Source organism: Paenibacillus sp. FSL H7-0943, from assembly GCF_037963265.1.
Classification (GTDB): domain Bacteria; phylum Bacillota; class Bacilli; order Paenibacillales; family Paenibacillaceae; genus Paenibacillus_AQ; species Paenibacillus_AQ odorifer.
This window is the reverse complement of the sequence record NZ_CP150148.1, coordinates 4,081,843-4,107,034: the sequence shown is the minus strand read 5'-3', so window position 1 is coordinate 4,107,034 and position 25,192 is coordinate 4,081,843. Positions and strand designations below refer to the sequence as shown.

Below are 25,192 nucleotides of genomic sequence, written 5' to 3'. Positions count from 1 at the left end.
CAAATTATATTGATTTTTTGTTTCTATTTCAACAATATTAAAGTTGAGGATAGTTTGTTTCATTGAACTTTAGATAAAAATAACAGGTGAGTAGTAACAAGCGTAGATATAATATTCTTAAGAAACTGCGGTTTCTTCTTAAGAAAGTTCATCCGCTTGAAGCTGCACCAAAGATTGTTTGTCTGTTATCATAAGATTAAGATGATTGGACAGCTGTGGGATGATTTCTCTAAGGTAGGAGGACTGCATAGTGAAGAGTATTCGGGTACTGCTCGCAGATGATGAACCGGTGATTTTGCGAGGCCTAAAAAAACTGATTTCATGGGAGAAGCTTGGACTAACCATTGTTGGAGAGGCCAGTGATGGAATTGAGCTGAAACAACAGATCGAGGATTGTGATCCTGATCTGATTATTAGTGATATAAGCATGCCAGGATATACAGGGATTGATATCATCCGCGAAATTCATGAAGCTGGCAGAGCGGTGAAGGTTATTTTTATAAGCGCTTATCAGGAGTTTACGTATGCCCGTCAAGCACTGCAATATGGTGCGCTGGATTATTTGGTGAAGCCCGTGAACAAAAATCAGCTGGAACAGGTTGTGAGCAAAGCCGTCTCCCTTATTCGTCAAGAAACAGAAGGCGAGCGCAACAAAGAGAAGCTGAACCATTATGAACAGAGAAACCGCAGATTAACGATCGAAGAATTGCTCGACAAGCTGACGGACGGCAATAAGGGAACAGCAGACACCTTACTTGATATGGGGATTATTGCGCTAAGTCGCTACGTCAGTATTTGTTTGGTAGAGACGGACGAGTCGTCGGGGCAGCCTTCCAGATGGGAAGAACGCGAACGTAAGCTAATTGATTTTGCACTGTCTAACATTATTAAAGAAACCGTGGAGCAAAGCGATAATAGCTATATGTTCCGTAAAGGGGAACGTTTTTGTATCCTGCTCCAGCATGAATATGCTGAGGAACCAGCGGGAATTGCCTTAGACCTCCATGACAAAATTACAAGTTTTCTGAAATTAAAGGTGACTCTTGGGGTAGGCAATCCTGTTGACGGTATGGATGATGCTGATGAATCTTATCGCCAAGCTTTGAAAGCGCTAAATTATAAATATTTTACAGGGCCTAATCGTGTGATTCCTGTTAAAGAGAGCAGGTATGAGAGTGAATCATTGATTCAAGCTCCGCTGCATGAAATCCAGTCCGCCCTTGGGATTGCCATGAAATTACAACACAAAGAACAAATTGAGCAGGAGTGCCTGCGATTATTTCAGACGATCCGGCAGACGGCAGGCGGGAATAGAAACCAAGCCGTTTCTACCGTATACAATACATTCTTGCAGCTTGAACAAGAGCTTATTCAATTCGGTGTGGAGGCAGGTCCATCACTTCAGGATACAAATCCGATTCTTGAACGATTGGCTAATTATTCTACCTTCCAAGAGGTGGAGGAAGATTTCCGTGTGCTTTTGAGCAAAATGTCCGGGCAAATTGGCAGTCGCATGGGCAGTAAGGAACTGAAGCAGCTATCCCAGGTGAAGGCTTATATTGAGGAGCATTATCCAGAAAATATTACACTGGAATCTATGGCAGGGATGATGTTTATGAATTCCTATTATTTCAGCAGCTTTTTCAAAAAACATACCGGACAGAACTTTAAGAATTATGTCACTGAGGTGAGGATGAATCATGCCCTTCGTTTATTGCTGCAAAGCGATATGATGGTTTATGAGATTGCCGATAGTGTAGGCTACAACAATGCCCGGCATTTTAGCGATATGTTTAAGAAGAAATATGGCAAGCTGCCACAAGAATATAAGCAATCCTTCAAAAGCCAATAGTCAGATGGATAGCAAAGGGGATGCCTTCATTCATGTTTATCTGGGGCCGAAGATCCAAAAGTATATTTGTTAAATTCTCCGCTTCCTTTTTATTAGTCGGCCTAATTCCGCTTTTTGCACTTAGCTACATTTCTGTGCAGACGTTTTCCGGATATGTCGAGCGTTACACAACAAGCAATTTGCAGCAAATGGTGCTATATATGAGCTATAACCTGAATTCAGCCTTTAATCAGTACAATGAGGTCTCTAAGCTGATGTATACGGGACGATATGAAGGTTTTATCGAGAGTTATTCGCAGAATCAAACCTATAATGTAAATGAGCTGGAGCAGATCAATACGATTCCTATTGAAACCTTTCTAAAAACAGTTCTCTACAGTGATTCCTACATCACCAGTGTTTATTTTCATAGGGAGTCAGACGATAAGCTCTACTATCAGGAAAAAGAAAACAGAGGGGTCAATTTTGATTTGCTGCCTTATCAAGAGTGGTTAACTAAAATGGCTCCAAATCCTTCACAAGTGGCAATTTTCCCTACCCATTCCGAAGAATATTATACAGGTTCAAAGCGCAGTGTGTTCACCATCGGCCGTACTTTAATTGATATTTCCGGGCGTGTCACCAAAGATCCCAAGATAGTTGGGACCTTGTTTATGGATGTGGATGTTTCGTTATTTAATCAGTTCTTCAGAGAATTAAATCTGGGGGGACAGGATGAATTATTTCTGCTGGATGGCGACGGAAATGTATATTTCACGAATGAGACAAGGTCAGCGAATGGAGAGGCTTTTCGGGCTAAAAAGGACGAGGAGATGATCGTTCTCAGTGAAGAGATTCCTTTTCTTAAAGGCACGGTGACTGCCAGAATTCATCGAGCAAATTTATTCGATCAGCTTTTTTCAGCCCGTACGACGGTGTTTATAGCGATGTTTATTTGTGCGATTGCAATGATCATCATGGGCGTCTGGTTCTCTAGGCGGCTGGCTGCTCCGATTCGGAACTTAATTAAGCAAATGGCTATCGTAGAATCCGGTAATTTGGATACCCAGATGGTCGTGAACAGCAATGATGAAATGGGTAGACTTAGCCATGGTTTTAACCGAATGGTCGAGCGTTTACAAGCCTATATCGATGAAGCTTACGTTGCCCAGATCAAGCAGAAGCAAACGGAGTTAAATGCTCTGAAGAGTCAGATTCGTCCGCATTATTTATACAACACCCTGGAAGTCATTCGAATGAATGCGGTGGATAAAGATAATGATGAGGTCGCAGATATGATTTTATCACTCTCTAACCAGTTGAAATATGTAATCGACTATGGAGAGGACAGGGTAAGCATACGACAGGAGCTGGAGCATCTACGGGATTATTTCTATATTATCTCTGTGCGGTATGAGAATAAATTTGAGCTTGTAGTCGATCTCTCACCCGAAGTGGATCTGAACTGGTACATTCTGAAATTGTCACTTCAGCCGATAGTTGAAAATGCTATCCAGCATGGCTTACGCAGTCAAGGCAGAGGGACAGTTGGATTGACGATCGAAAAGAAAGATGAAATGCTGTTGGTTACGATCTATGATGATGGAATCGGTATGAGCAAGGAAAAGGTACAGCAGTTGGCTGAAACCTTGGAAGAGCCTAGTTCGCCTAGCAAAAATGTTGGACTAAAAAATGTACATGAACGAATTCGTACAGTGTACGGTGCAGAATACGGGGTATCTATCAGCAGCCGTGAGCATATTGGGACATCAATTCTATTGTTGCTTCCGATTGTAGAGGATCCGTATAAAATCTCGGATTCGGAGAATGCGTAAAGGATAGACGATGAACGGAAGACTGCGGTCTTTCGTTCTTTTTTTACTTATTCTTAAATTCACCGCATATCCCGCTTAAAAAAGTTCATTCTAACTATTTATAAGGAATGCTATTCTATTAGCAACGGAAACGCTTTCGAGAGATGATGCGCACATCTTGCTTCAGTTTCCACTGTTCACTAAAAGGGGAGGCTATTATGATATGTACAAAAAAACAATGATGAAACTATCCGTATTGTTACTTGCCACAACAACAGTTTTGACTGCTTGCGGTGGAAATAATAATAATGCAGGAAGTAAGGCAACTAATACGCCAGCATCCGAGACGCCTTCAAATACACCGCAAGAGACCAAAAAAGAGGTTAGCTTTACGATAGGTTACGCCTCCGGAGATCCGGCCACCAAAAAAGCTATCTCAGATACGGTCAAAAAGTTTACTGCAGCTAATCCGAATGTCACTATTAAAGATTTGAGCGAAACTTCATCCGCTGCCTATCTTGACTGGCTGAAAACCAAGGATGCTGTGGGTGAATTCCCGGACCTGGTGGAAATGCGGGATACAGAAGTTTTTGCCGATGCGGGTAAGATTGTAGAGCTGCCTTCCGATCTGCTAGATTTGTTCGAAGCCCCTCCACAAGTGGATGGTAAGGTGTGGAACGCACCGCTGCAAGTGAACGCTCCCCAAGGGATTATCTACAGCAAAAAAGCATATGCGGATGCAGGGATCACCGAGCTTCCAAAAACCTATGACGAATTCATCGCCATCCAAGAAAAATTGAAAACATCAGGCATTACTCCGATTGTAGTAGGCGGAAAAGATATTTTCCATATGGGCTTTTGGGTTAACAAATTCCTGATTGATGAGGTCTACTCGAAAGATGCAGATTGGAACTCCAAACGTACCGCTAAAACGGTCAGCTTCACGGATGCTAATGTAGTTCAAGGCATAACGGACTTCAAAGAATTGTTCAAGAATTATGTAGATAAAGGTTGGCTCAGCACGGGCGACAATCAGACCGCTTCGATTCTTGTTTCTGGCAAAGCAGCACAATTGTACTCCGGTACGTGGATGTTTACACAAATCGCTGAAGCAGACCCGAACTTTGAATTTGGCTTCTATGCTCTTCCTGACCGTGAAGGGAAAATCAATGTCATAGGTCTTCCGTCACCTGCAGGCTGGTCTTTATCGGCTGAAGCCGCTAAGGATGCAGACAAAACAGAAGCCATCAAAGACTTTATCCGTTTCTTCTTCGCCCCAGAACAGTATTCGAACTATTTAGCAACGATAAATGCGATTCCTTCAACAAAAGAGAAAGTAACCTATGACACAAGTGAACAAATGCAGGTGGCTTTGGATCTTATTGCTGACCCGAATGTAGTGAAATCGTTGGCGATCAATAACTGGTGGGGAGACAATCTAATCCCTCCACAATTCCGTAACTGGTACTACAAGCTGTTGCAGGATCTCGTGGTAAAAGATGGAGATGTAGCGAAGTACATGAAAGATGCGGATACAGAGTATGACAACCAAGTGAAAGCTAATCAGATGTAAGAGCAGCGCCTGATCGAGCAACCTCTGCTGCTGCAGAGGTTCTCTTTTTAACAAGCGCGGTCTTTTAAGGGAGGGAGAGTAGCCATGGCTACATCCGCAGTAAATGCTGACAAGTCATTGATAGGCACTGTGCAGCACAAAAAGAAAAAGAAAAAATGGCAGTCCTACGCTCTGCTGTTCATATTACCATCATTTATTTTGTACACCTTGTTCGTTATCGTCCCTACGGTAGGCAGTGTCTATTTAAGCTTCACCTCATGGGATGGCATTAGCGACAACGTAAGGTATATCGGCTTCGCTAACTTTGTGGAAATTTGGAATAGTCCAAGGGTGCATAACGCACTGAAAAATACGATGATCATGACCATTTCACTTGTTGTTCTAGAGAATATTGCAGCAATTGCAATGGCAATGATGGTCGATAAGGTACGCTGGTTCCGGAATTTATTCAGAAGTGTATTTTATTTCCCTACGTTGCTTAGTGGAATCGTAATGGGTTTCGTCTGGGCGATGATCCTGAATTACAACTTTGGTGTATTTAATCAGATTCTAGAGTCTGTTGGGCTTGGAACCTGGATTGTGGATTGGTTGGGCAATCCTAAATATGCGATGCTGTCGATTATTTTGTCTACCGTTTGGAAAGGCGCGGGGTATTATATGATCATTTATCTCGCTGGATTGCAAGGTATTCCGCAGGAATTGAATGAGGCGGCTAGTATTGATGGAGCAGGGGGCTGGCAACAGTTCCGGCATATTACCTTTCCGCTGCTTGCGGGGTCAATGACTGTATGTATGGTATTATCGATGATCAGCGCCTTGAAGATTTTTGATCAGATTGCCGTCATGACTGATGGTGGTCCGGGCTTTGAGACGGAGACATTAACTTATATTATTTATAAGGTTGGGTTTGGTGAATTAAGACAAGGTTTTGGTACTGCGCTGGCGATGGTCTTGTTCTTAATCATACTTATCATTACAGTCTTCCAAGTGAAGGTTCTCCAGAAGCGGGAGGTGCAGCTCTAAGATGACGATGCAGACACGCAAAAGAGTTGGGCAAATCGCACTTTTCATTGTTACATTATTAGTGGCTATTATCTTTTTCTTTCCTATTTTCTTTAATTTGATGTCAGCCTTCAAGAGTAATGCAGAGATTATGAAGGATGCCATTGCTTTTCCGAAAACCCTTTATCTGGACAGCTTTAAATATCTGTTAACCGAAACAGAGTTTCCACGGGCTATTCTGAATAGTCTGATTTTGACAGCAGTTTCTATTGCGGCACAGGTCTTAATTATTCCGATGGCGGGCTACGCAATTGAACGCAGAAATGCCAGATGGACTCGGTTCATGTTCGTTTACTTTTTAGCAGGAATGATGATCCCTTTTCAGGCGTATATGATTCCTCTGTTTAAAGAGCTTAGAATGCTGGGGTTATACGGCAGCCTTGCCGGTCCAATTCTAATTTATGTAGCCGGTGCGGTGGGCTTTGGGTGCCTGCTGTATACAAGCTTTGTCAAAGGCATTCCTAGAGAAATTGAAGAAGCGGCAGAGATCGACGGATGTTCTCGTTATGCGATATTTTGGAAAATTGTTTTCCCGCTGCTAGGACCCGTCACAGCCAGTATGGTGGTCTTAAACGGACTTGGAATCTGGAATGATTTCCTGATGCCGATGCTGGTATTGCCTTCAGGAAAGGCTAAAACTATGGTCGTGGAAATTTACCGTTATATCGGAGAATTCTCCTCACGTTGGGATATGATTTTTGCAGGAACAGCAATGTCGGTTGTGCCTGTGCTGATTGTGTTTATCGCCTTGCAGAAGTATTTTGTTAAGGGGATTGCGTCTGGTGCAACGAAGGGTTAATTCATAAAAAGGGATATATCCTGTGACCACTTTGTGGGCTGCGGGGTACATCCCTTTTTTTTGTATGGAAAACAATCACTAAAGTGTATTTGGATTCGCGGTTAAACGGCGGTAGCCCATTGGCGGGAGACCTGTCCAGCGTTTGAATTGCTTGCTGAAATGGGACACATCCCGGTATCCTAGCCGGTGGGCAACCGATTCGACAGATAGACTATTATCCATTAGCAGCAGTTTGGCGTGACGAATGATCAAGCGGGATAAATATTGTCTTGGCGACATGCCATAAATTTGGTGGAAAACACGATTGCAGTGAGTTGTACTGTATCCGAGTTTTGCCGCAATGTGCTCAATACCGCCGCCTCTTTCGCCTGTGCTTGCAGCGGAGGAGACAGATCCTTGCAGCAATCCTTCGATGGCGTTAGCTAAGGCGACGGTATTTTCCGTAGCTTCTGTATCTGCCAGGAGGGGCATCTCCGAAAGTACCCAGCCGCTGAGCGCGGTTAGAAGTTGCAGCGAAGCATGCAATGTAATCAGGCGATTTCTGTGTGTGTCCTTTGACTCTGACAGGATGGAAGAATTTATGATGACATCTAGAGCGGAACGAATGGCTCGCAGCTCCGGGGTATTCCCACTTAGACTAACAGCGTCTGCTGTTAGCAAAGCTCGCCGTAAAATCAGATCATCAATATCAAAATGCAGGCAGTAATAAGTCATGTCACGACTAGCATTCGAACCGAGGCTGCTATGTTCTACACCGGGACGAATGAACAAAATATCACCGCTTTGCTGGATAAAAGATTTATTGCCGACCGTCATATGTTGCTCACCCTGCAGTACAACGTTAATCTCAAACATAGGATGAGTGTGTACGGGATATTGCCAATCCGGATTTACTTTTCTCCAATGCGCGGCGAAGATATGGAAAGCCGCTTGGATATCTGGAGACATCTGGCCATCAATAGAATTATGAAAAGCGGGATCATTCGAGATCATTTCAATCCTCTTTTACTGTAAAGTTTGGCTTCATTATAACATAGGTTTTTATCGATGTTTGATTTGCCCAAATAAAAGAAGGCTTTAACCCTGTTGTACTTCCGGAAAGATCGATAACATGGAGATATAGCCCGGAGGTATCCGGGACCATGCTGGAAGGAGTGTTATTATTTATGGCGCATAATCAATTTTTTAATGCCCATCATTCACCGATTGGTGCATTTGCGAGTTTCACTTTAGGATTCAAAGGAGCTAGTGGAGGTTTTGATCTGGAGATTGGAAAACCACCTAGACAAAATATATTCATAGGATTAGAACGTGCTGACGGAAAGGGATATGATACACTGCCATTTCATGAAATCGGGGGAGAGGACGAAAGTAAACGTTATGATATTGAGAATCCGGATCCTAATCCTGACAAGGAGAATATTCTGTTCCCTTTTCAAGAGCGTGAGATTTCTAGAGATTTTCATATAGCCACAGACAGCTGGAGTGCGGGTGATTTGACCTTCCGGATTCTGTCCCCCGTTCGTTCTGTACCGGATCCAGAAACTGCTTCTATAGAAGAAATGAAGGATGTGCTGCTGCCTGCAGTGCTGGTTGAACTCGAAGTGGACAATACCTCATCCGCCACCTCGCGCCGTGCATTCTTTGGTTTTCAGGGAACAGATGTGTATAGCGGAATGAGAAGACTGGATGATGTATCATCGGAGATTACAGGCGTTGGCCAAGGAAGATTTATTGCGATTGCTGCGGAAAAAGGAACTGCAAAGTCCGCACTCCATTTCACCATGGAGGATATCCTAACGGAGGAGCTGCAGGAGAATTGGACCTTTGGACTGGGACGAGTCGGCGCTTTGATCATGGATGTTCCAGCCGGAGTAAAAGAAACTTACCGCTTTGCTATTTGTTTTCACCGTTCAGGTTATGTCACCTCAGGAATTGATGCTTCTTATTACTACAATCATTATTTCAACAATATAGAGGCAGTGGCTGAATATGCATTAGCTAGATTTGATATCCTTAAGCAAGAAGCGGAGCAAGCTAACGATAGATTTACTCATGATGACCTATCCGCAGATCAAACCTTTATGTTAGCGCATGCGATTCGTAGTTATTATGGCTCCACGCAATTGCTGGACTACAAGAATAAGCCATTTTGGATCGTCAACGAAGGCGAATACCGGATGATGAATACCTTTGATCTTACCGTCGATCAGTTATTTTATGAGCTGCGTTTGAATCCTTGGACTGTACGTAATGAACTAGATATGTTCGTGGAAAGATTCAGCTACGAAGATACGGTGCGTTTCCCGGGTAATGATACAGAGTATCCAGGTGGAATTAGCTTCACACATGATATGGGTGTAGCCAACGTAGTTTCACGTCCGGGATATTCTGCTTATGAGGTCTATGGCATTGATGGTTGTTTCTCACATATGACACATGAACAATTGGTTAACTGGGTGCTGAGTGCAGCAACTTATGTAGAGCATACAGGCGACCGCGGCTGGATGGAACGTAATCTGAGTATTATGGAGAAATGCCTGGATAGCATGGTAAATCGCGATCATCCAGATCCTGAACAAAGAAATGGTGTCATGGGGCTTGATAGCTCACGTACGATGGGCGGAGCAGAAATTACTACGTATGACAGTCTGGATGTGTCTTTAGGTCAGGCTCGTAACAATATTTATCTGGCAGGAAAATGCTGGGCTGCTTACTTGGCTATGGAGAAAATATTTGCAGAGCATGGGCGTGCGGAACAGTCCAAAACAGCAGGGGATCAGGCTGAAAAATGCGCCGCAACAATGGTGGCAAGTGTTACAGCAGACGGGTATATTCCGGCTGTCATTGGAGAAGGCAATGACTCCAAGATCATTCCGGCTATCGAAGGCCTTGTCTTCCCTTACTTTACAGGCTGCAAAGAAGCTCTTGATCGTAATGGACGGTTCGCCGCCTATATTGGCGCACTCGACAAGCATCTGCATGCGGTGTTACAGCCGGGAGTATGCTTATTCGAAGACGGAGGCTGGAAAATCTCTTCAACCAGCAATAATAGCTGGCTCAGTAAAATCTATCTCTCCCAATTCATCGCCCGCAGCATTCTGGGACTGGAATGGGAGGAACGGGGAGCGGCAGCGGATCGTGCCCACGTAGCTTGGCTCACCCATCCGGAGCTTTCCATCTGGAGCTGGAGCGATCAGATTATTTCCGGTGAGATCACGGGCAGTAAATATTATCCGCGTGGCGTTACAGCGATTTTGTGGTTGGATGAGAAATAAGAGTAGATAGTTTCAATAAGTAGAAACGGAATATGCAAAAATACTAAGAGGGGGCTACCCCTCTTTTTTGCTGTTTCGAAGTATCACCTATCGAAGCTGAGAGGAAATTAATATAGCTTTTACAGCTCATTGACGCGGAGCGTATATAGGCTTGTTATATTGAGGGGAAAAGGGGGATGAAATATGAGAGAAATGGAAGAATCGTCCTTTACCACTACCCAGCCTGTTCTTGCAAGCGATACTTATGGTTGGGATAAGCTTCAGGTTTCACAATGGTATAGCCCGCAGCAAGCTTTCACCCCATCCTCGGAGTCAAAATATTTAATTGGGATTCACTGCACAACCTACTACGAAAACTATTACACCATTCATATTATCCCTTGTAATGAGAGCCTTCTTTGTCCTTGGGGCAGAACCTCGCTCTATTTTTTGAAAATTGAAATTACACCAGCGGTCATCGAAGAGATTGCTCGTGAATCAGGTTATCTGAAGGAAGGACATATCCAATTGGACCGCAAATTTCATGTCAAGGATTCCAAGCTGCTGCAATTAGGGCTTTGGATGCTGGAGGAATTGCAGAATGGCGGTGCCAAAGGGAAAATATACAGTGACTCTTTATCGAATATGTTAATTATTCATTTGTTACAACACTATTCTTCTGTGATCCCCCTGCACTCAAACAGTAAAACGCCCGCCAACCAAGAGATATTTCAGGTCATTCAATTTATGCGTGAGCGGTTGGAAGATGAGATTCAACTGACTGATCTCGCAACCATGGCTAATATGAGCCAATCACATTTTATTCGGATTTTTAAACAACAGACAGGATATACCCCCCATAACTATTTAATCCGGCTGCGAATCGAACGTTCTAAATTTCTTATTCGTTCCGGGAAAATTGGGTTGAAGGAAATTGCGTCTCAGGTGGGTTTCGCCGATCAAGGACATTTTACTAGATTGTTCAAACGAGAAACCGGCCTAACCCCAAAGCTGTATGCGAATCAAAGCGCCTCCAAGCCTAATCATATGGTTTATTAATTTTATTCTTGTAAATGAGAGTTTTATTCAAGGAATGAAGTGTTTTGTTCAATTAGAGAGCTGCAGCCAGCTCCTATAATAAGGTTGAAGTAAGGCGTACAAATGCCGAACTACAACCTTATTAGGAGGAGAGAAAACATGAGATTAAAAAGATTATTCAGTCTGATTTGCGCGGGGGTACTTACGACCAGTTCTTTATCTTTAGTAGCATCTGCCACACCTGTCGGACCGGATAACCTAGTAAACACCGTGGTAGAGTCCAGCGCAGAGTCAACTTCAGATTCAATGATCACTGCTGGATGGCATGAAGTATCCAAGCAAACCTTTTGGTTACTAGATGCTCTTGAAAGAGGACAAGGGGTGGCTACAGACGGGAATTCATGGATCTTTAATTCCTCGTATGGGCTCTTACGGACTGGACTTGATGGAAAATCCGTAAAAGCAAGGAATGAATTGGCTATTCCACTGGAGATTGCCTCTCAAGGTGGAGACCATATCGGTGATATTTCCTACTATAACGGTAAAATATACGCTCCTATTGAAGATGGTAAAAACTATCAGCATCCTTACATCGCCCTTTATGATGTGAACACTTTGAAATATACAGGCACATCCTATGCTTTGCCGCTGAATTTGCATATTGGCGGTGTACCATGGGTAGCGGTGGATGCCGCTCGCGGTCAGGTTTATACAGCTCAGTGGAGTAATGCAAGCGTCTTGAATGTCCTTAGCCTCGACGATATGCATGTAATCACAACCGTTCCACTTTCCCAAAGCATTGATCGAATTCAAGGTGCCGAAGTGTACAACGGTATTCTATATGCCTCTACGGATAACGCGACCCAAACGGTTTACCAGATTGATCCGGAGACTGGAAACGTATCTGTGGCCTTTGATCGCAATCTGCCTAGTGGTACAGAGGCTCAAGGAATTGCTGTATTGCCCACCGCTGATGGTGCCCAGCTTCATATTCTTGATGTAGGCTCAAATCGTATTAGTGTGAACTTTCGCCATTATGCATTCTAATTCAAATCCAAGCGAAAAAAGGGGCTAACAGAAATGCTAAAGCAATCCAAAACCATTCTAACGCTATTATCCATTTCCATGCTAGCAGTAGCGGGCTGCGGTCAAGCCAATAACAGTACAGTTGAAGCCAAAGCGAAAACTAATAACGCTCAGCCTACAGCAATCGCAGCAACTCCTGAATCCACAGAGACTCCAGCTACTAAGCCGGTGGAGATTACCTTTTATTATCCGGTTAATGTGGGGGGGCCTCTTACTAAAGTAATCGATGGGATGGCTAATGCATTCATGGAACAGCACCCGGAAATTAAGGTTAATCCCGTGTACACAGGCAATTACGGTGATAATACCGTAAAAATCCAAGCGGGTGTACAAGCCAAACAGCCACCGGATGTCGCGGTCATGATGTCAACAGAGCTGTACAGTATGCTCGATATGAATGCAATCATTCCGCTGGATGATTTTATTGCAAAGGACACGAATATTCAAATGGAAGACTTTTATCCCGCCTTTGTGGAAGATACTCAGTCTGAAGGTAAAACGTACAGCCTGCCCTTTCAGCGAAGCACGATTGTTATGTATTACAACAAAGAAATGTTCAAAGCCGCAGGACTTGATCCAGAGAAGCCACCCACTACATGGGATGAGCTTGTAACTTATGCTGAGAAGCTGAACAAAGACGGTCACGTTGGGCTGGAAATTCCGGGCAATGATGATTCATATTGGATGTTTCAAATGCTTGCTCGGCAAAATGCTTCTGATCCGAAGCAAAACATTATGTCTTCTGATGGCAAAAAAGCGATGTTTGATACACCGGAGAATGTGGAGGCATTGCAGTTCTGGTTGGATTTGTCCCATAAATATAAGGCGATGCCGGAAGGTGTTATTGATTGGGCTACGGTTCCAACGGATTTCATTCAAGGTAAAGCAGCCATGATGATGCACACAAGTGGCAATTTAACCAATGTAAAAAATAATGCGAAATTCGAATTCGGTGTAGCGTTCCCACCTGCACAAAAACAATTTGGATCACCCACTGGTGGCGGCAATCTGTATATTTTCAAGGACAGCTCTCCTGAAAAACAAGCTGCAGCTTGGGAATTCGCCAAATACATGACGGCTTCGGAACAGGCGGCCCTCTTCAGCAGCTCATCCGGTTATGTTGGCGTAAGAAAATCCGCTTATGATACAGATGCAATGAAGAAATATACGGCGGATTTCCCGCAAGCATTGGTTGCAAGAGACCAGCTGGAATATGCGTTCCGGGAATTATCCACTCATAATCATGGTAAAGTATCGACGGCAATAACGAATCAGATTCAAGCGGCATTGGCAGGAGAGATTGATGCCGCAGGTGCGCTCAAAAAAGCGCAAGCAGAAGCAGATCAGGCACTAGCTCCCTTCAATAAGTAATTATTAAGGTATGGGGTACGCCAGGACAGCCTTGGTAGCATGTTCTGGCGTTATTCCATTATTCAATAATCATAGAAACCTTTAACAGGGAAGGATTGAATGGTATGAATGCCGGATGGAGTGAGAGGCTTAGACGAAACGGATTCGGCTGGGGACTTGTGTTGCCGTCGCTGCTTTTTCTTTGCTTGTTTACTTATTACCCTATGTTTAAATCGCTTTGGCTCAGCTTTTATGAGAAAAACTTAGCAACTCCTGAGCCTTTGTTCGTAGGATTTGAGAATTACGCTAATCTATTGCATGACCATGTTTTTTTGAAGGTGTTCAGTAACAATATATGGTTCGCTCTTGGCACAGTACCAACCTCAATAGTTTTGGCTTTCTTGATGGCACTGTTTGCCGACAAAGCGATAAAAGGGCGGGGACTGGCACGTCTTTCCTTTTTCTATCCGAATATGATCCCAATGATCGCGGTGGCGAACATTTGGTTGTTTCTGTATACCCCTCATTTTGGTCTTTTCGCCAGATTGGCTTCTTGGATCGCGGATCAGCCTATGAATTTGCTGGGAACTCCTGATACAGTGATGGGCGCATTAGTCATCATGATGATTTGGAAAGAAGCCGGATATTTTATGATTTTTTATTTAGCAGGAATGCAGCAGATTCCTAAGGATTTATATGAAGCGGCTGCAGTAAACGGAGTCAGTACGTTCACTTCCATTCGTAGAATCACAATTCCACTCACGATGCCAACAACATTGTTCGTGGCTGTTGTGGCGATAACGAATTCCTTTAAGCTGGTTGACCATCTCTGGATTATGACAAAAGGCGGCCCGAACAATGCAAGCAACCTGCTGCTTTATTATATCTACGAGTCCACTTTTAATTTCTACGATCAAGGAATGGCCGCATCGATGACGGTGGTCATGATCGTGTTGCTGCTCCTGATTTCCTCTTTGCAGTTTTTTTGCTGGGATCGGAAAATCCATTATGAATAGGAGGTGGATTCCATGGAGGATAATCCATTAAAGCTGCCCTTAGTATTAAGGCAGAATACACGTAAAGCTTTAGAAGAGGAGCGTATGTTGAACTCAGAAAGAACGAAGCGCCGAATCCAGCAGATACTATGGCATGCGGTTGGATTTACTTTTGCCGCGGTCTGGATCATTCCCTTCCTATGGGTGGTCAGAACGGCTTTTTTACCTAAAGACGTCGCTATCGATTCGGGCTGGTCTTGGGGCTTTACGTTCGAGAATTTGATTCATGTCTGGAATGGAGCGCCTTTTGGACGATTTTTAATGAATACATTGCTGGTGTGCGGTGTTGTGCTAGCTGTGCAACTCGTTACGATGACAATGGCTGCTTATGCGTTCGCACGAGTACGTTTCTTTGGAAAAGAGCTGCTGTTCCTGTTATTTTTGGTGCAAATTATGGTGCCGCCGGATGTTCTTATCTTTTCCAACTATCAAGTGTTGAACGAAATGGGTCTGCTGGATACCAAGCTGGGGATTATGCTGCCTTACTTTGCCTCCTCCTTTGGAGTGTTTCTCTTAAGACAATCCTTTAAGCAATTACCCTATGAGCTCGATGAAGCTGCCCGGGTGGAAGGCGCCACACGGCTGCATATTCTTTCCAGAATCTATGTCCCACTGTCACGCCCGATTTATGTGTCCTTTGCCATCGTGTCGGTCAGCTTTCATTGGAATGATTTCTTGTGGCCGTTAATAGTAACCAATTCAGAGGAAAATCGCTTGTTAACTGTAGGATTGGCCATGTTCGCAAAAGCCACGGAATCAGGCGCACAGTGGTCTGATGTCTGCGCGGCTACGCTGATTGTCTCGGCACCCTTAATGATTGGGTTTTTATTGTTCCAACGGCAAGTGATAGGTAGTTTTATGAGCTCTGGCATTAAAGGTTAGGAGGAGGCATTTATGAGGCTGGCGATTATCGGAGACTTACATTATCCGAACGAATTGTTAAACAACAAGGTTTTGATTAAAGAGGCACGAGATGCTTTTTACGAGCAATTTATGAATCTATTTTTGTCCATCCCAGCCGATTATCATATTTCTGTGGGAGATATGGTGCATGCAGGAGAATTTAGCGAATTTAATTATATCATGGGTAAGATTAAGGACAGCAAGCATTCCAGGCGTTTTCTACATGTTCTTGGCAATCATGATACGTACACTTATCCTAAGCAAGAAATCCTTTCCGTCACCCGGCAGCAGCGATACAGTGTGATTGAAGAGACCCATGCGATCATTATATTGCTGGATACCGCACGGGAAAATCGTGACGATTGGAGCGGAACGCTTGATGATGAACAGTTAGCCTGGCTCGAAGCACAAATGAAGCGGACTACAGATAAGCCACTATTCGTTTTTGGCCATCATCCCTTGTATAATACGACGGCTAGATCAACCGAACCGATGATGTCACTGGATCCCAGCTTGGATATTTGGCCGATATTGAAGCAGTGGAAAGGTGTGGGTTTTTATTTTAACGGCCATAATCATGTACATTCCATCGTTAGACAAGAAAACTGGCATTTCATTCAAACGGCCTCCATTCTGGATATTCCTGCTGCTCGAATTCTCACTGTGCTTGAAGATGAGATCCGGTTAGAGATGGTGAGTCTGGCGAGCGAGCAATTAAGTAAATGGTCTTCATTATTTACCCTCAGCATTTTTGATTATGAAAAATATCCGCAGGCTGAAGGGGAGGCGGGAGATCAGGAACTAATCATCAATCGACTTCAAAGGGACAGAAAGCAGGTGGACCAGCAATGAATCGCCAGCCAGTAAGATTAGCCATCGTAGGCGGGAATCGCGGGGCCAGTTTTATGAATGCACTATACTCTCTATCGGATCGGATACATCTGACCGCCACTTGTGACTTGAATGAGTGGGTTCTTAATCAATGGAAAGAGAAATTTCCGGACATCCGAACGTATCGGGATTATCATGAAATGTTAAAAGATTCGGCAATTGATGCGGTGTTTATCTTAAGCCCCATGCATTTGCATGCCAGACAATCTATTGATGCTTTAAAAGCGGGTAAGCATGTCCTAAGCGAAGTGATTTCGATCCAATCTTTAGAGGAAGCTTGGGAGCTTATCGAAACTGTTGAACAAACTGGACTTAAATATATGATGTCTGAAAATTACTGCTTCTCGCGCTCCAATCTGACGATTAAACATATGGCGGATCAAGGCATGTTCGGTGAAATTACTTATCTGGAAGGCGGATACATCCATGATTTACGTCACTTGACTCATCATCCGGATGGATCTCTGACTTGGCGGGGGCAATTACATCAGCAGTATAACGGGATCAATTATCCGACGCATTCTATAGGTCCAGTTGCCCAATGGATTAATCTCAATAAGCCTGATGGAGATCGATTAAAAAGCATCTCGACTTTTGTTTCTAAATCAAGATCCTTACAATATTATTTTGGAGAGCATTATGGAAAAGATCATCCGGCAGCGCGTGAAGGTTTCTGGCGGCAAGGCGACAGTGCGGTTGCGGTCATCCAAACGGAAAAGGGTGTACTGATTGAGCTGCGTGTAGATTGGAGCTCTGTACGACCTCATAATAAAACTCATTATTTGCTGCAAGGAACTGAAGGGGCGTATATTACGGGCCGCCATCAGCAAGAGGAAGATTTGATCTGGTTCAGGAATCTTTCGCCCAAAAATATAGAGGATGGAGAGGAATTGTGGGAGCCGTTAAGCAGCTATCAGCCACTTTATGATCATCCAACATGGAAAAAATGGGGCGAATACGCTGCTGGGACGAAACATGGCGGAGGTGATTTTATGGTGCTTGAGGAATTCATTTCCGCGATTCAGGAGGATCGCACCCCTTCGGTGGACGTATATGATGCCGTTACTTGGAGCTCTGTGTTTACATTATCTATGGAATCTGTAGAGATGGGTGGGAAAGTTATAGCTTTTCCTGATTTTAGATCGAAGGTGAGAATTTGACGGTGGAACAGGCGCTTTCCAAACTTGTAATGAAAAAAGATATACTGTCCGACTTGCCTGCTTTTCTCTGTCCTACCGGGTATCTAATTCGTCATTTCGAGCCGGATGATGAACGGAACTGGGAAGAGCTTATACGCCATTCTTTTACAAGGGAAGTTAAATTCGTAGATAAAATCAGTACTCATGTGCCGTTTTATTCTGATCGCTTGTTGTTCATTTGCCGCGGGGATCAGCCTGTAGCGACAGCTACGGCCTGGGAATTAGGCAGTGGAGACCCTAAGCGCTGGTACTTGCATATGGTTGGAGTGCTTCCGGAATATTCTGGCAAAGGCCTCGGTTATGCTGTAAGTCTTGCTGTTTTGCACAAAATAAGAGAATCAGGTGGAGCGGCAGCCTCTTTAGAAACCGATGATTTCAGATTGCCCGCCATCCGTATTTATTTGAAATTAGGATTTCAGCCGGTGTACTTGGATGAGAGCCATCCTGGAAGATGGGAACGAATCCTGCAAAGGCTTTGATTTTAATAATGATTAATGCTAGGGATTAGGGGGGCTATACGCCTCCTTATTTCATTCTGGCACCTACGGAAGAAACTTGATTCAAGAATTAACTTGTCGGTAGGTTTAATTGCTGCTATAGTCATACTGACTTATTAAATGCGTTTAATAAGTCAGTATGACTATAGGTGAGAGGGTGGGAGAGCCATGGCGAGTGAGAAACGACTTCCTTCACAGCAAATGAAATCTGAAATTATCCGAAATATTCGAACAGCATTATTAGAACTAGGAAAAGCAACGAAGGCAGAGTTAAGCCATAAATTGCAATACAGTTTCCCAACGATAAGTAAATTTCTAATGCAGATGGAAGAGGCAGGGGAAATAACGGTCAGCGGTCTGGATGAGTCAAGTGGGGGAAGAAGGGCAATAAGATACACCTATAATCCGAATTATCGGTTAGGGATGGCTATTTTTTTGGAAAAAAATGAAAGCAATTATACCATCTATAATTGCATTGGGGAGGTAATCAAAGAAGGGAGTTTGCCCAGTATTCTTGAGGAAGATGTTAGTAAACTGGTCATGCTTATTGAAAATGAAAAAAAGGCCAATCCTAAAATCCATTCTGTGGCTATTGGAGTTCCAGGTGCGGTGAATCATGGGCAGATTTTTCTGATTCCGGGTTATGAGAAATATCAGAATTTAGATTTGAAAAGACACATAGAAGATCAACTATCTATTCCGACAATCGTGGAAAATGATATGAATGCCGCTGTAATCGGCTATATGACGCAACGAAATTTGAAAGAGAATATATCTCTAATGTATCTGTATTTAGGGAAAAATGGTCCGGGGGCTGGGATCGCGGTCAATGGTGAAATCGTGCGAGGAAAGACGTTTTTTTCAGGAGAAGTTCAATTTTTGCCACAGTATGATCATAAAAATTTCATAGAGGCATTAACTGGAGATCCTGGTGGATCAAATATGCAATCGAATCATAGTGTGGATGCGATTAGTCGATTAGTGGCTACTATGACTTCTATTTTGAATCCGCATTATATTATTTTTTGTGAGGATGAATTAGCTCCAGCCATGCTTAATCAAATCTATGAACGGAGTGCAACATACGTTCCGAAGGAGCATCTTCCAGCGTTAGCGGTAAGTAACTTGAAACGTGATTATCTGAATGGATTACAAAGTCTTGGATTAGGCTTATTAGTTTCACAACAAATAGATGAGAACAATTAAGGAGATAACTATGGCAACTTTTTTTCTTATTATTATTTATTTAGCATTTATTAGTTTAGGCTTGCCGGATTCATTGCTTGGCTCCGCTTGGCCAGTGATGAGAATGGACATAAATGCTTCATTAGGTACTGCTGGAATTCTTTCGATGGTTATTGCAGTAGGGACAATTGTGTCCAGTTTAATGAGTGGTGTTATCCTTAAACGTTTTGGTACAGGGAAAGTGACTCTTATTAGCTGTATCATGACTGCTGTAGCGTTGCTTGGTTTTGCAGGGTCACCTTCGTTAGTCTGGTTAATTATTGCTGCAATTCCACTTGGTTTAGGTGCGGGATCTGTAGATGCCGGATTAAATAGTTATGTGGCTACGCATTATAAAGCCCATCATATGAGTTGGTTACACTGTTTCTGGGGAGTGGGCGCCACGCTGGGTCCTATTATTATGGGCTCTTTTATCTCTGGAGAAGGTCTATGGCGGCAAGGTTATCTTACGGTTGCTTACATACAATTGAGCTTAGTCATTATTCTATTCGTTACACTGCCTTTATGGGATAGAGTGGCTGGGAGCAATAACCACCCGAATGCTGAAAGTGATCCTGAGTTCAACCATCCGGAGCTAGAGCATGCCGCAGAGAACACAAAACCATGGAAATTAAGAGGGGTAAAGCTAGCAATGTTAACCTTTTTATTTTATTCTGCCATCGAAACGAGTATGGGCTTATGGGGGAGCAGCTTTCTTGTAAACATTAAAGACATTCCTGCATCAACTGCAGCGACATGGGTATCATTTTTTTATCTAGGGATTACCTTTGGTAGAATGGTGACGGGTTTCATTACTTTTAAAATGAGTAATAAACAGCTAATTCGATATGGCCAGCTCATTGCTTTAATCGGTACGATACTGTTAGTATTGCCGCTTCCAACTATAGTTTCACTTGTAGGATTTATGATTATAGGTTTAGGGTTAGCCCCCATTTTTCCGTGTATGCTACATGAAACCCCTGTACGATTCGGGAAGAAACATGCTCAGTCGATTATGGGCTTTCAGATGGCAACAGCTTATACTGGCACCACGCTGATGCCGCCTTTTATCGGCTTATTAGCTTCGAAATTCACGCTGGGTATTTTTCCTGCAATGATCGTTTTTTTCGCCATCGTTATGCTCTTGTGTACAGAAAAGCTTAATCAATACTCAGCAAAAGTAAATGTCGGTTAAATTTGAATTGAATATATTACGGACTAACCCTTCATATATATAGCTATAGGAGGGGGGAGCTGTAAATGTGGTTGTTAATTATTATAGGTGTTGGATGTCTCTCCGGTTTTATATTGTTTAGAAAGAATATATTGGCCGCCGATCACGAACATTTTCAAGGACCGGAGAAATTGTCCATCATTATCCCCGCAAGAAATGAAGAATACAATTTGCGTTTTCTGCTCGACTCACTCCAGCTCCAAACCATTACCCCCTATGAAATTATTGTTGTGGATGATTTCTCGGAGGATCGGACCAAGGAAATTGCCGAAAGCTATGGAGTTAAGGTTATTGCCAACAGCAGTCTCCCTGAGGGATGGACGGGCAAGAGCTGGGCAATCTGGAATGGGTATTTACAAGCCTCGGGCGATATTTTTGCTTTTCTTGATGCAGATATCCGGTTAAAGCCTAACGCTCTGGCCTCATTATTAAAAGCAAGGGAGCTATCGAAAGGTGTCATTTCGGTAGTTCCTTTTCATCATACAGAAAAGCTGTTTGAGAAACTTGCCTTAATCATGAATATGCTGGGGATCTTCACATTCACCTCTGTTTTTGAAAAGAATAACGCTAAAAAAGGATTATACGGTTCGTGTATTCTAGCTTTAAGGCAGGATTATGAAAAAGTTAATGGCCATCAAAGCATTAGATCTGAAGTGCTGGATGATTTGTCTTTAGGAGAGAAGTTTATCGCTGCAGGTGTTCCCATTAGAAATTTTATCGGTTATGGCTTAGTATCTTTTCGTATGTATCCGAAGGGGATAAAAAGTGAGATTGAAGGCTTCAGTAAAGGGGCTGTCTTAAGCACCTCAACGTTAAGCCCGCGGACAATTATTCCAATCGCGCTTTGGGTGATCGGACTCATCATCTCAGAAACTGTGTTTATTTTTGCGAATACTTCATGGTTTATGCCTTTATTGATCGGTTATCTCCTTTATATGTTCCAGCTCTTTTATTTTATAAAATATGTAGGTGTATTTGGCATCGTTATTCCTGTATTTCACGTGGTGGCAACTGTTTTCTTTATCTTGATTATGCTTTATTCGATATATCAGGTCGTTTTTCTGAGGCATGTAAGCTGGAAAGGAAGGCAGATCCAGGTGGGAGGCCCTAGGGACTAATGATCATATTGTGGGTCGCGGGTTTATTTTTGTCGGGATCTCTTATGTTTTCCTATTGGCTTGGTCTTGCGCGTAAAAAGAACTTGAAAGACATTGGCGACGGTAATCCGGGTGCTTTGAATCTATGGAAGTCATCTGGCTATAAATTCGGAATTTTTGGGGTGTTGTTGGATTTTTTAAAAGGATATTTGCCTCTTTTATGGGTAATGGAAAGTCATTATAGTCAGGGTTATTTCATTATTCCGCTAGCCTTAGCTCCTATTGCCGGTCATGCCTTCTCTCCATTTCTTAAAGGAAAAGGAGGGAAGGCGATCGCCGTAACCTTTGGGGTATGGAGCGCGTTGACAGGATTCAAGGCCTCTTTAGCATTAGCAGTTATCCTGGCAGTGTTGAAAGTGCTCGGCAGCGGGTACAAAAGCAGAGGGAATTCACCTGTCTCGGATGGTGTGCAAGTGGTTAGCGGAATGCTGCTCCTTTTTGTTTATTTGGGCATCAGTAAGTGGTCTGCTCCTATCCTGTGGGTATGGTTTGGGAGCTTTGTGATCCTTATGTATACGCACAGGTTAGAATGGATTGCATGGGTGAAGGAATATTCAAAAAGGGAGCGGGGGCATTGAAGTTACTTTCTTTGTCGCGATAGATGTTTTGTATAGGTTAATAAACAGGTTTCCAGCGATTAATTTCGGGGAAGCCTGTTTTTTTCGGTTTTATAAGATGCGTTATCTTTAAACAGAAGATTTTATAATGGCTAAAGTTGGTGCATTTTAGTATCTTTAATTATAAATGCTTTCAATTTAGAAAGTTACAGAGATAGGGTTATGAACTAAAGGGGGGCTTGTGATGAAGATCGGCGGCAGAGTAAGAAATGGAGGCACATGGTTTACCCATCTGATTTTTTCATTCACATTATTAGCCGTTGTTTTAATCGGACTTGTGGGCAGTTATCTGTATGTTCAGGCTAATCGCTTAATGGTGGATGAGATTGCCAGAGACAGTAAGCAACGACTGATGACTTCAAGTGATTTTGTGGAGAATACGCTGCTGCAAAAATACGAAAACAGTATCCGCAACCGAGCAGTGTCTACCTTGTCGTTAGAAAATCAGTCTATGCTGAATTATTTACTGGACAGTGAATGGGAAGGCAATACGAGCAGAATATTAGCTTTTCGCAAGGATCTCGAAATTTTCAAGCTTACTAATGAAGGCGTTTACAAAATATCCACATACTTCGAGAAAGGAAATTATATCATCGATAACAGCCAATTTTATTCGAAGCTGGACAATTCTCCAGATGCTTCCTTCTTGAAAACTTCAGTGACACCAGCCTTAAACCGCTGGACATATAGAACGTTATCGGATGAAGAAGAGGTGTTGACTTACGCAATCGCCCTTCCCTATGGTGCTTTATCAAAAACATCAACAGGCACCATGTACATTGACGTTAGCTTAGAATACATCAATAAAATGATTTCCAGCACGATGAGCTCGCCGATGGAAAAGCTATATGCTTTTGATGAAAAGGGCAGCCCTATTATCCATACGGGCTCGAACGTCGAAGAGGGGCTTAAGACTGCTAAGCAATGGATGAAGTCAGCAAGGAATAATAAGGAAATTCATTATAATAAACGCGACAAATATGTGTTGTCTTTTAAAAATGACCAAACCTCGAATAATCAATGGAAATACGTATTAATACGGCCTATGAATTCATTTGTATCCTCATCAAAGCAGCTGAAGAGCCAAATATTTGTCAGCTGTATCCTGGTATTGTTAATTGGGCTTCTATTCGCTTATTTGATTTCCAAACGTGTATATGTTCCGATGAAGAAGCTTGTTAACAATGTTCGCAGCTTTTATCATCCAGGCACCGTAAACTATTCGCAAAATGAATTCGCTATTATTGGTAGTACAATCTCAAAGCTAGGTCAAAAAATCGAAACCTTAGAATCTAAAGCTAAAGTGAATGAACTAAAAAATCTGGTATTAGGTGCAGGCGTTGGCTCGGATTACTACGATTATTTACCTTTGCAATGTCATTACATGACTAGCTATATTCGTATAACTAAGGGAGATTGCGAGGAATTCAGGGCTTTTTATGAACAGCATGCTGCCTATAGCTTTTATAAATTCGTCAGCTTAAATACCCAGGAAGCGGCGCTTATCTATTTCAGTGAGTTGAATAAGGATCACGAGGAGCTGGAGCTTTTATTATTGAAGGAACTGGAGCTTATAAAAAATGTGTTGCCTGAGCAACTACACTTTGGAGCAGCGCTTGGATCGAAGGTTCAGGCACCTGAAGAAATCCCCTTTTCGTATCAAAATGCCTTACATGCCTATCGATATCGGTTTATCTATGGTTCGGAAGCTATTGCGCGGTATTCACATATCCCGCTTAACGATGTTACGCCACACTTATTCTCTTTTGATCTTTATAAAAATGCCTTAAAGGCGGGCAATGACGTTACGATGAACAGGTTTATGGACGATTTCCAAAGGGTCATGGAGAAAGGTGATGTCCAATTGGAGACGGTTGAGTTAGGCCTGCTTCAGTTGGTTACGGTCCTGTATCAGACCATTATTGAGCTTGATCTGCAACAAATCGTTTCGCCTTCCAGTCTGTTCGATGAGTTCAAAAAGGAGACGTTGGCCGAAACCCTTGATTCCATTCGTGATTTATCGGCACAAATTACAGCTTATATTCAAGAGTCAGGAAATCACGCACATACAGAGATCATTCATAAATTAAAAATCTTTATCGATGATAATATTCAAGAGGATTTATCGCTAAATAAATTATCTGAGGTTGCTTCGTTGGCGCCATCGTATATTTCTACCTTGTTCGGAACCGTTATGAATGAATCGTTCACTGAATATGTAACCCGAGTGCGGTTGGAGAAGGCGGCTGATTTATTAAGAGAAAAAAAGCAGCTGTCCGTGGCTGAGATTTCTGCTCAGGTGGGTTATCGTAACCCGCAATATTTTCACAACAAATTCAAAACACGTTACGGAGTTACACCGGTCCAGTATAGGAACGCAGGCAATGCAAACCATTCGAACCATTCAAGTGCATAATTCTCCAATCCATGTGGAAAAGGCAATCGTCTCGCGATTGTCTTTTCTTTTGTTCGAAAAATTATAGCCCCAATACGAAGATAATTTACTGATTTTAATGAATTTACAATAGAAAAAGCGCTTACAATGCCCTAACGTAAGGGGTGTTCAGACACAGTCTTAACGCAAAATCGTATTCGGAAGGAGAAA

Annotated in this window: 20 protein-coding genes; 19 read left to right on the top strand and 1 reads right to left on the bottom strand. The window is 42.9% G+C overall.

The window, feature by feature from the left end; translation table 11 throughout:
* The first annotated feature begins 250 nt into the window (after positions 1–250).
* The 5 genes from NSQ55_RS17870 to NSQ55_RS17850 all read left to right on the top strand — a co-directional run bounded on the left by NSQ55_RS17870 (position 251) and on the right by NSQ55_RS17850 (position 7,079).
* Entirely contained in the window at positions 251–1,852 is a 1,602-nt protein-coding gene (locus tag NSQ55_RS17870; protein WP_339168354.1) for a response regulator, read from the top strand.
* A 32-nt stretch (positions 1,853–1,884) separates the two neighbouring features.
* The gene (locus NSQ55_RS17865) at positions 1,885–3,666 is read left to right on the top strand and encodes a sensor histidine kinase (protein ID WP_076182507.1); all 1,782 of its coding nucleotides are present in this window, start codon (positions 1,885–1,887) and stop codon (positions 3,664–3,666) included.
* Positions 3,667–3,868: 202 nt separating this feature from the next.
* Complete coding sequence (locus NSQ55_RS17860) at positions 3,869–5,218, top strand: extracellular solute-binding protein (RefSeq protein WP_076190970.1); 1,350 nt, start codon at positions 3,869–3,871, stop codon at positions 5,216–5,218.
* Between the two features lie 84 nt (positions 5,219–5,302).
* The gene (locus NSQ55_RS17855) at positions 5,303–6,241 is read left to right on the top strand and encodes a sugar ABC transporter permease (RefSeq protein ID WP_076129834.1); all 939 of its coding nucleotides are present in this window, start codon (positions 5,303–5,305) and stop codon (positions 6,239–6,241) included.
* 1 nt (position 6,242) lies between these two features.
* Positions 6,243–7,079, top strand: coding sequence for a carbohydrate ABC transporter permease (locus tag NSQ55_RS17850; RefSeq protein WP_179089370.1), 837 nt, complete (start codon positions 6,243–6,245; stop codon positions 7,077–7,079).
* 78 nt (positions 7,080–7,157) lie between these two features.
* On the opposite strand, the gene NSQ55_RS17845 is transcribed toward NSQ55_RS17850, so the two are convergent.
* Positions 7,158–8,072: a helix-turn-helix domain-containing protein gene (locus NSQ55_RS17845; RefSeq protein WP_076129835.1), complete on the bottom strand. Its 915-nt coding sequence runs from the start codon at positions 8,070–8,072 to the stop codon at positions 7,158–7,160.
* A 173-nt stretch (positions 8,073–8,245) separates the two neighbouring features.
* On the opposite strand from NSQ55_RS17845, the gene NSQ55_RS17840 reads away from it, so the two are divergent.
* The 14 genes from NSQ55_RS17840 to NSQ55_RS17775 all read left to right on the top strand — a co-directional run bounded on the left by NSQ55_RS17840 (position 8,246) and on the right by NSQ55_RS17775 (position 25,003).
* The gene (locus tag NSQ55_RS17840) at positions 8,246–10,357 is read left to right on the top strand and encodes a glycoside hydrolase family 52 protein (protein WP_076301781.1); all 2,112 of its coding nucleotides are present in this window, start codon (positions 8,246–8,248) and stop codon (positions 10,355–10,357) included.
* 183 nt (positions 10,358–10,540) lie between these two features.
* Positions 10,541–11,395 carry an AraC family transcriptional regulator gene (locus tag NSQ55_RS17835; protein WP_076301593.1) on the top strand — a complete coding sequence of 285 codons (855 nt, stop codon included), beginning with the start codon at positions 10,541–10,543 and terminating at the stop codon, positions 11,393–11,395.
* 138 nt (positions 11,396–11,533) lie between these two features.
* A complete protein-coding gene (locus NSQ55_RS17830) occupies positions 11,534–12,421 on the top strand; it encodes a hypothetical protein (RefSeq protein ID WP_076182490.1) in 888 nt (295 codons plus the stop codon).
* A gap of 33 nt (positions 12,422–12,454) precedes the next feature.
* Complete coding sequence (locus tag NSQ55_RS17825) at positions 12,455–13,831, top strand: extracellular solute-binding protein (protein WP_339168347.1); 1,377 nt, start codon at positions 12,455–12,457, stop codon at positions 13,829–13,831.
* Positions 13,832–13,935: 104 nt separating this feature from the next.
* Positions 13,936–14,826, top strand: a complete 891-nt coding sequence (locus NSQ55_RS17820) for a sugar ABC transporter permease (protein WP_339168345.1) — start codon at positions 13,936–13,938, stop codon at positions 14,824–14,826.
* An 84-nt stretch (positions 14,827–14,910) separates the two neighbouring features.
* The gene (locus NSQ55_RS17815; RefSeq protein ID WP_339174543.1) at positions 14,911–15,747 is read left to right on the top strand and encodes a carbohydrate ABC transporter permease; all 837 of its coding nucleotides are present in this window, start codon (positions 14,911–14,913) and stop codon (positions 15,745–15,747) included.
* A 12-nt stretch (positions 15,748–15,759) separates the two neighbouring features.
* A complete protein-coding gene (locus NSQ55_RS17810; RefSeq protein WP_339168343.1) occupies positions 15,760–16,620 on the top strand; it encodes a metallophosphoesterase in 861 nt (286 codons plus the stop codon).
* Entirely contained in the window at positions 16,617–17,819 is a 1,203-nt protein-coding gene (locus NSQ55_RS17805) for a Gfo/Idh/MocA family oxidoreductase (RefSeq protein ID WP_076182471.1), read from the top strand. The genes NSQ55_RS17810 and NSQ55_RS17805 overlap by 4 nt, the downstream gene beginning before the upstream one ends.
* Before the next feature lie 2 nt (positions 17,820–17,821).
* Positions 17,822–18,337 (top strand): GNAT family N-acetyltransferase, encoded by a 516-nt coding sequence (locus NSQ55_RS17800; protein WP_339174542.1) that lies wholly within the window; start codon positions 17,822–17,824, stop codon positions 18,335–18,337.
* Positions 18,338–18,523: 186 nt separating this feature from the next.
* On the top strand, positions 18,524–19,561 hold the full coding sequence (locus NSQ55_RS17795; RefSeq protein WP_339168341.1) for an ROK family protein: 1,038 nt from the start codon (positions 18,524–18,526) through the stop codon (positions 19,559–19,561).
* A 10-nt stretch (positions 19,562–19,571) separates the two neighbouring features.
* Positions 19,572–20,774, top strand: a complete 1,203-nt coding sequence (locus NSQ55_RS17790) for an MFS transporter (protein ID WP_339168339.1) — start codon at positions 19,572–19,574, stop codon at positions 20,772–20,774.
* A gap of 65 nt (positions 20,775–20,839) precedes the next feature.
* The gene (locus NSQ55_RS17785; RefSeq protein WP_339168337.1) at positions 20,840–21,931 is read left to right on the top strand and encodes a glycosyltransferase family 2 protein; all 1,092 of its coding nucleotides are present in this window, start codon (positions 20,840–20,842) and stop codon (positions 21,929–21,931) included.
* Entirely contained in the window at positions 21,931–22,548 is a 618-nt protein-coding gene (locus NSQ55_RS17780; protein ID WP_339168336.1) for a glycerol-3-phosphate acyltransferase, read from the top strand. Before NSQ55_RS17785 ends, NSQ55_RS17780 begins: the two co-directional genes overlap by 1 nt.
* Before the next feature lie 223 nt (positions 22,549–22,771).
* On the top strand, positions 22,772–25,003 hold the full coding sequence (locus NSQ55_RS17775) for a helix-turn-helix domain-containing protein (protein WP_339168334.1): 2,232 nt from the start codon (positions 22,772–22,774) through the stop codon (positions 25,001–25,003).
* Positions 25,004–25,192 lie beyond the last annotated feature (189 nt).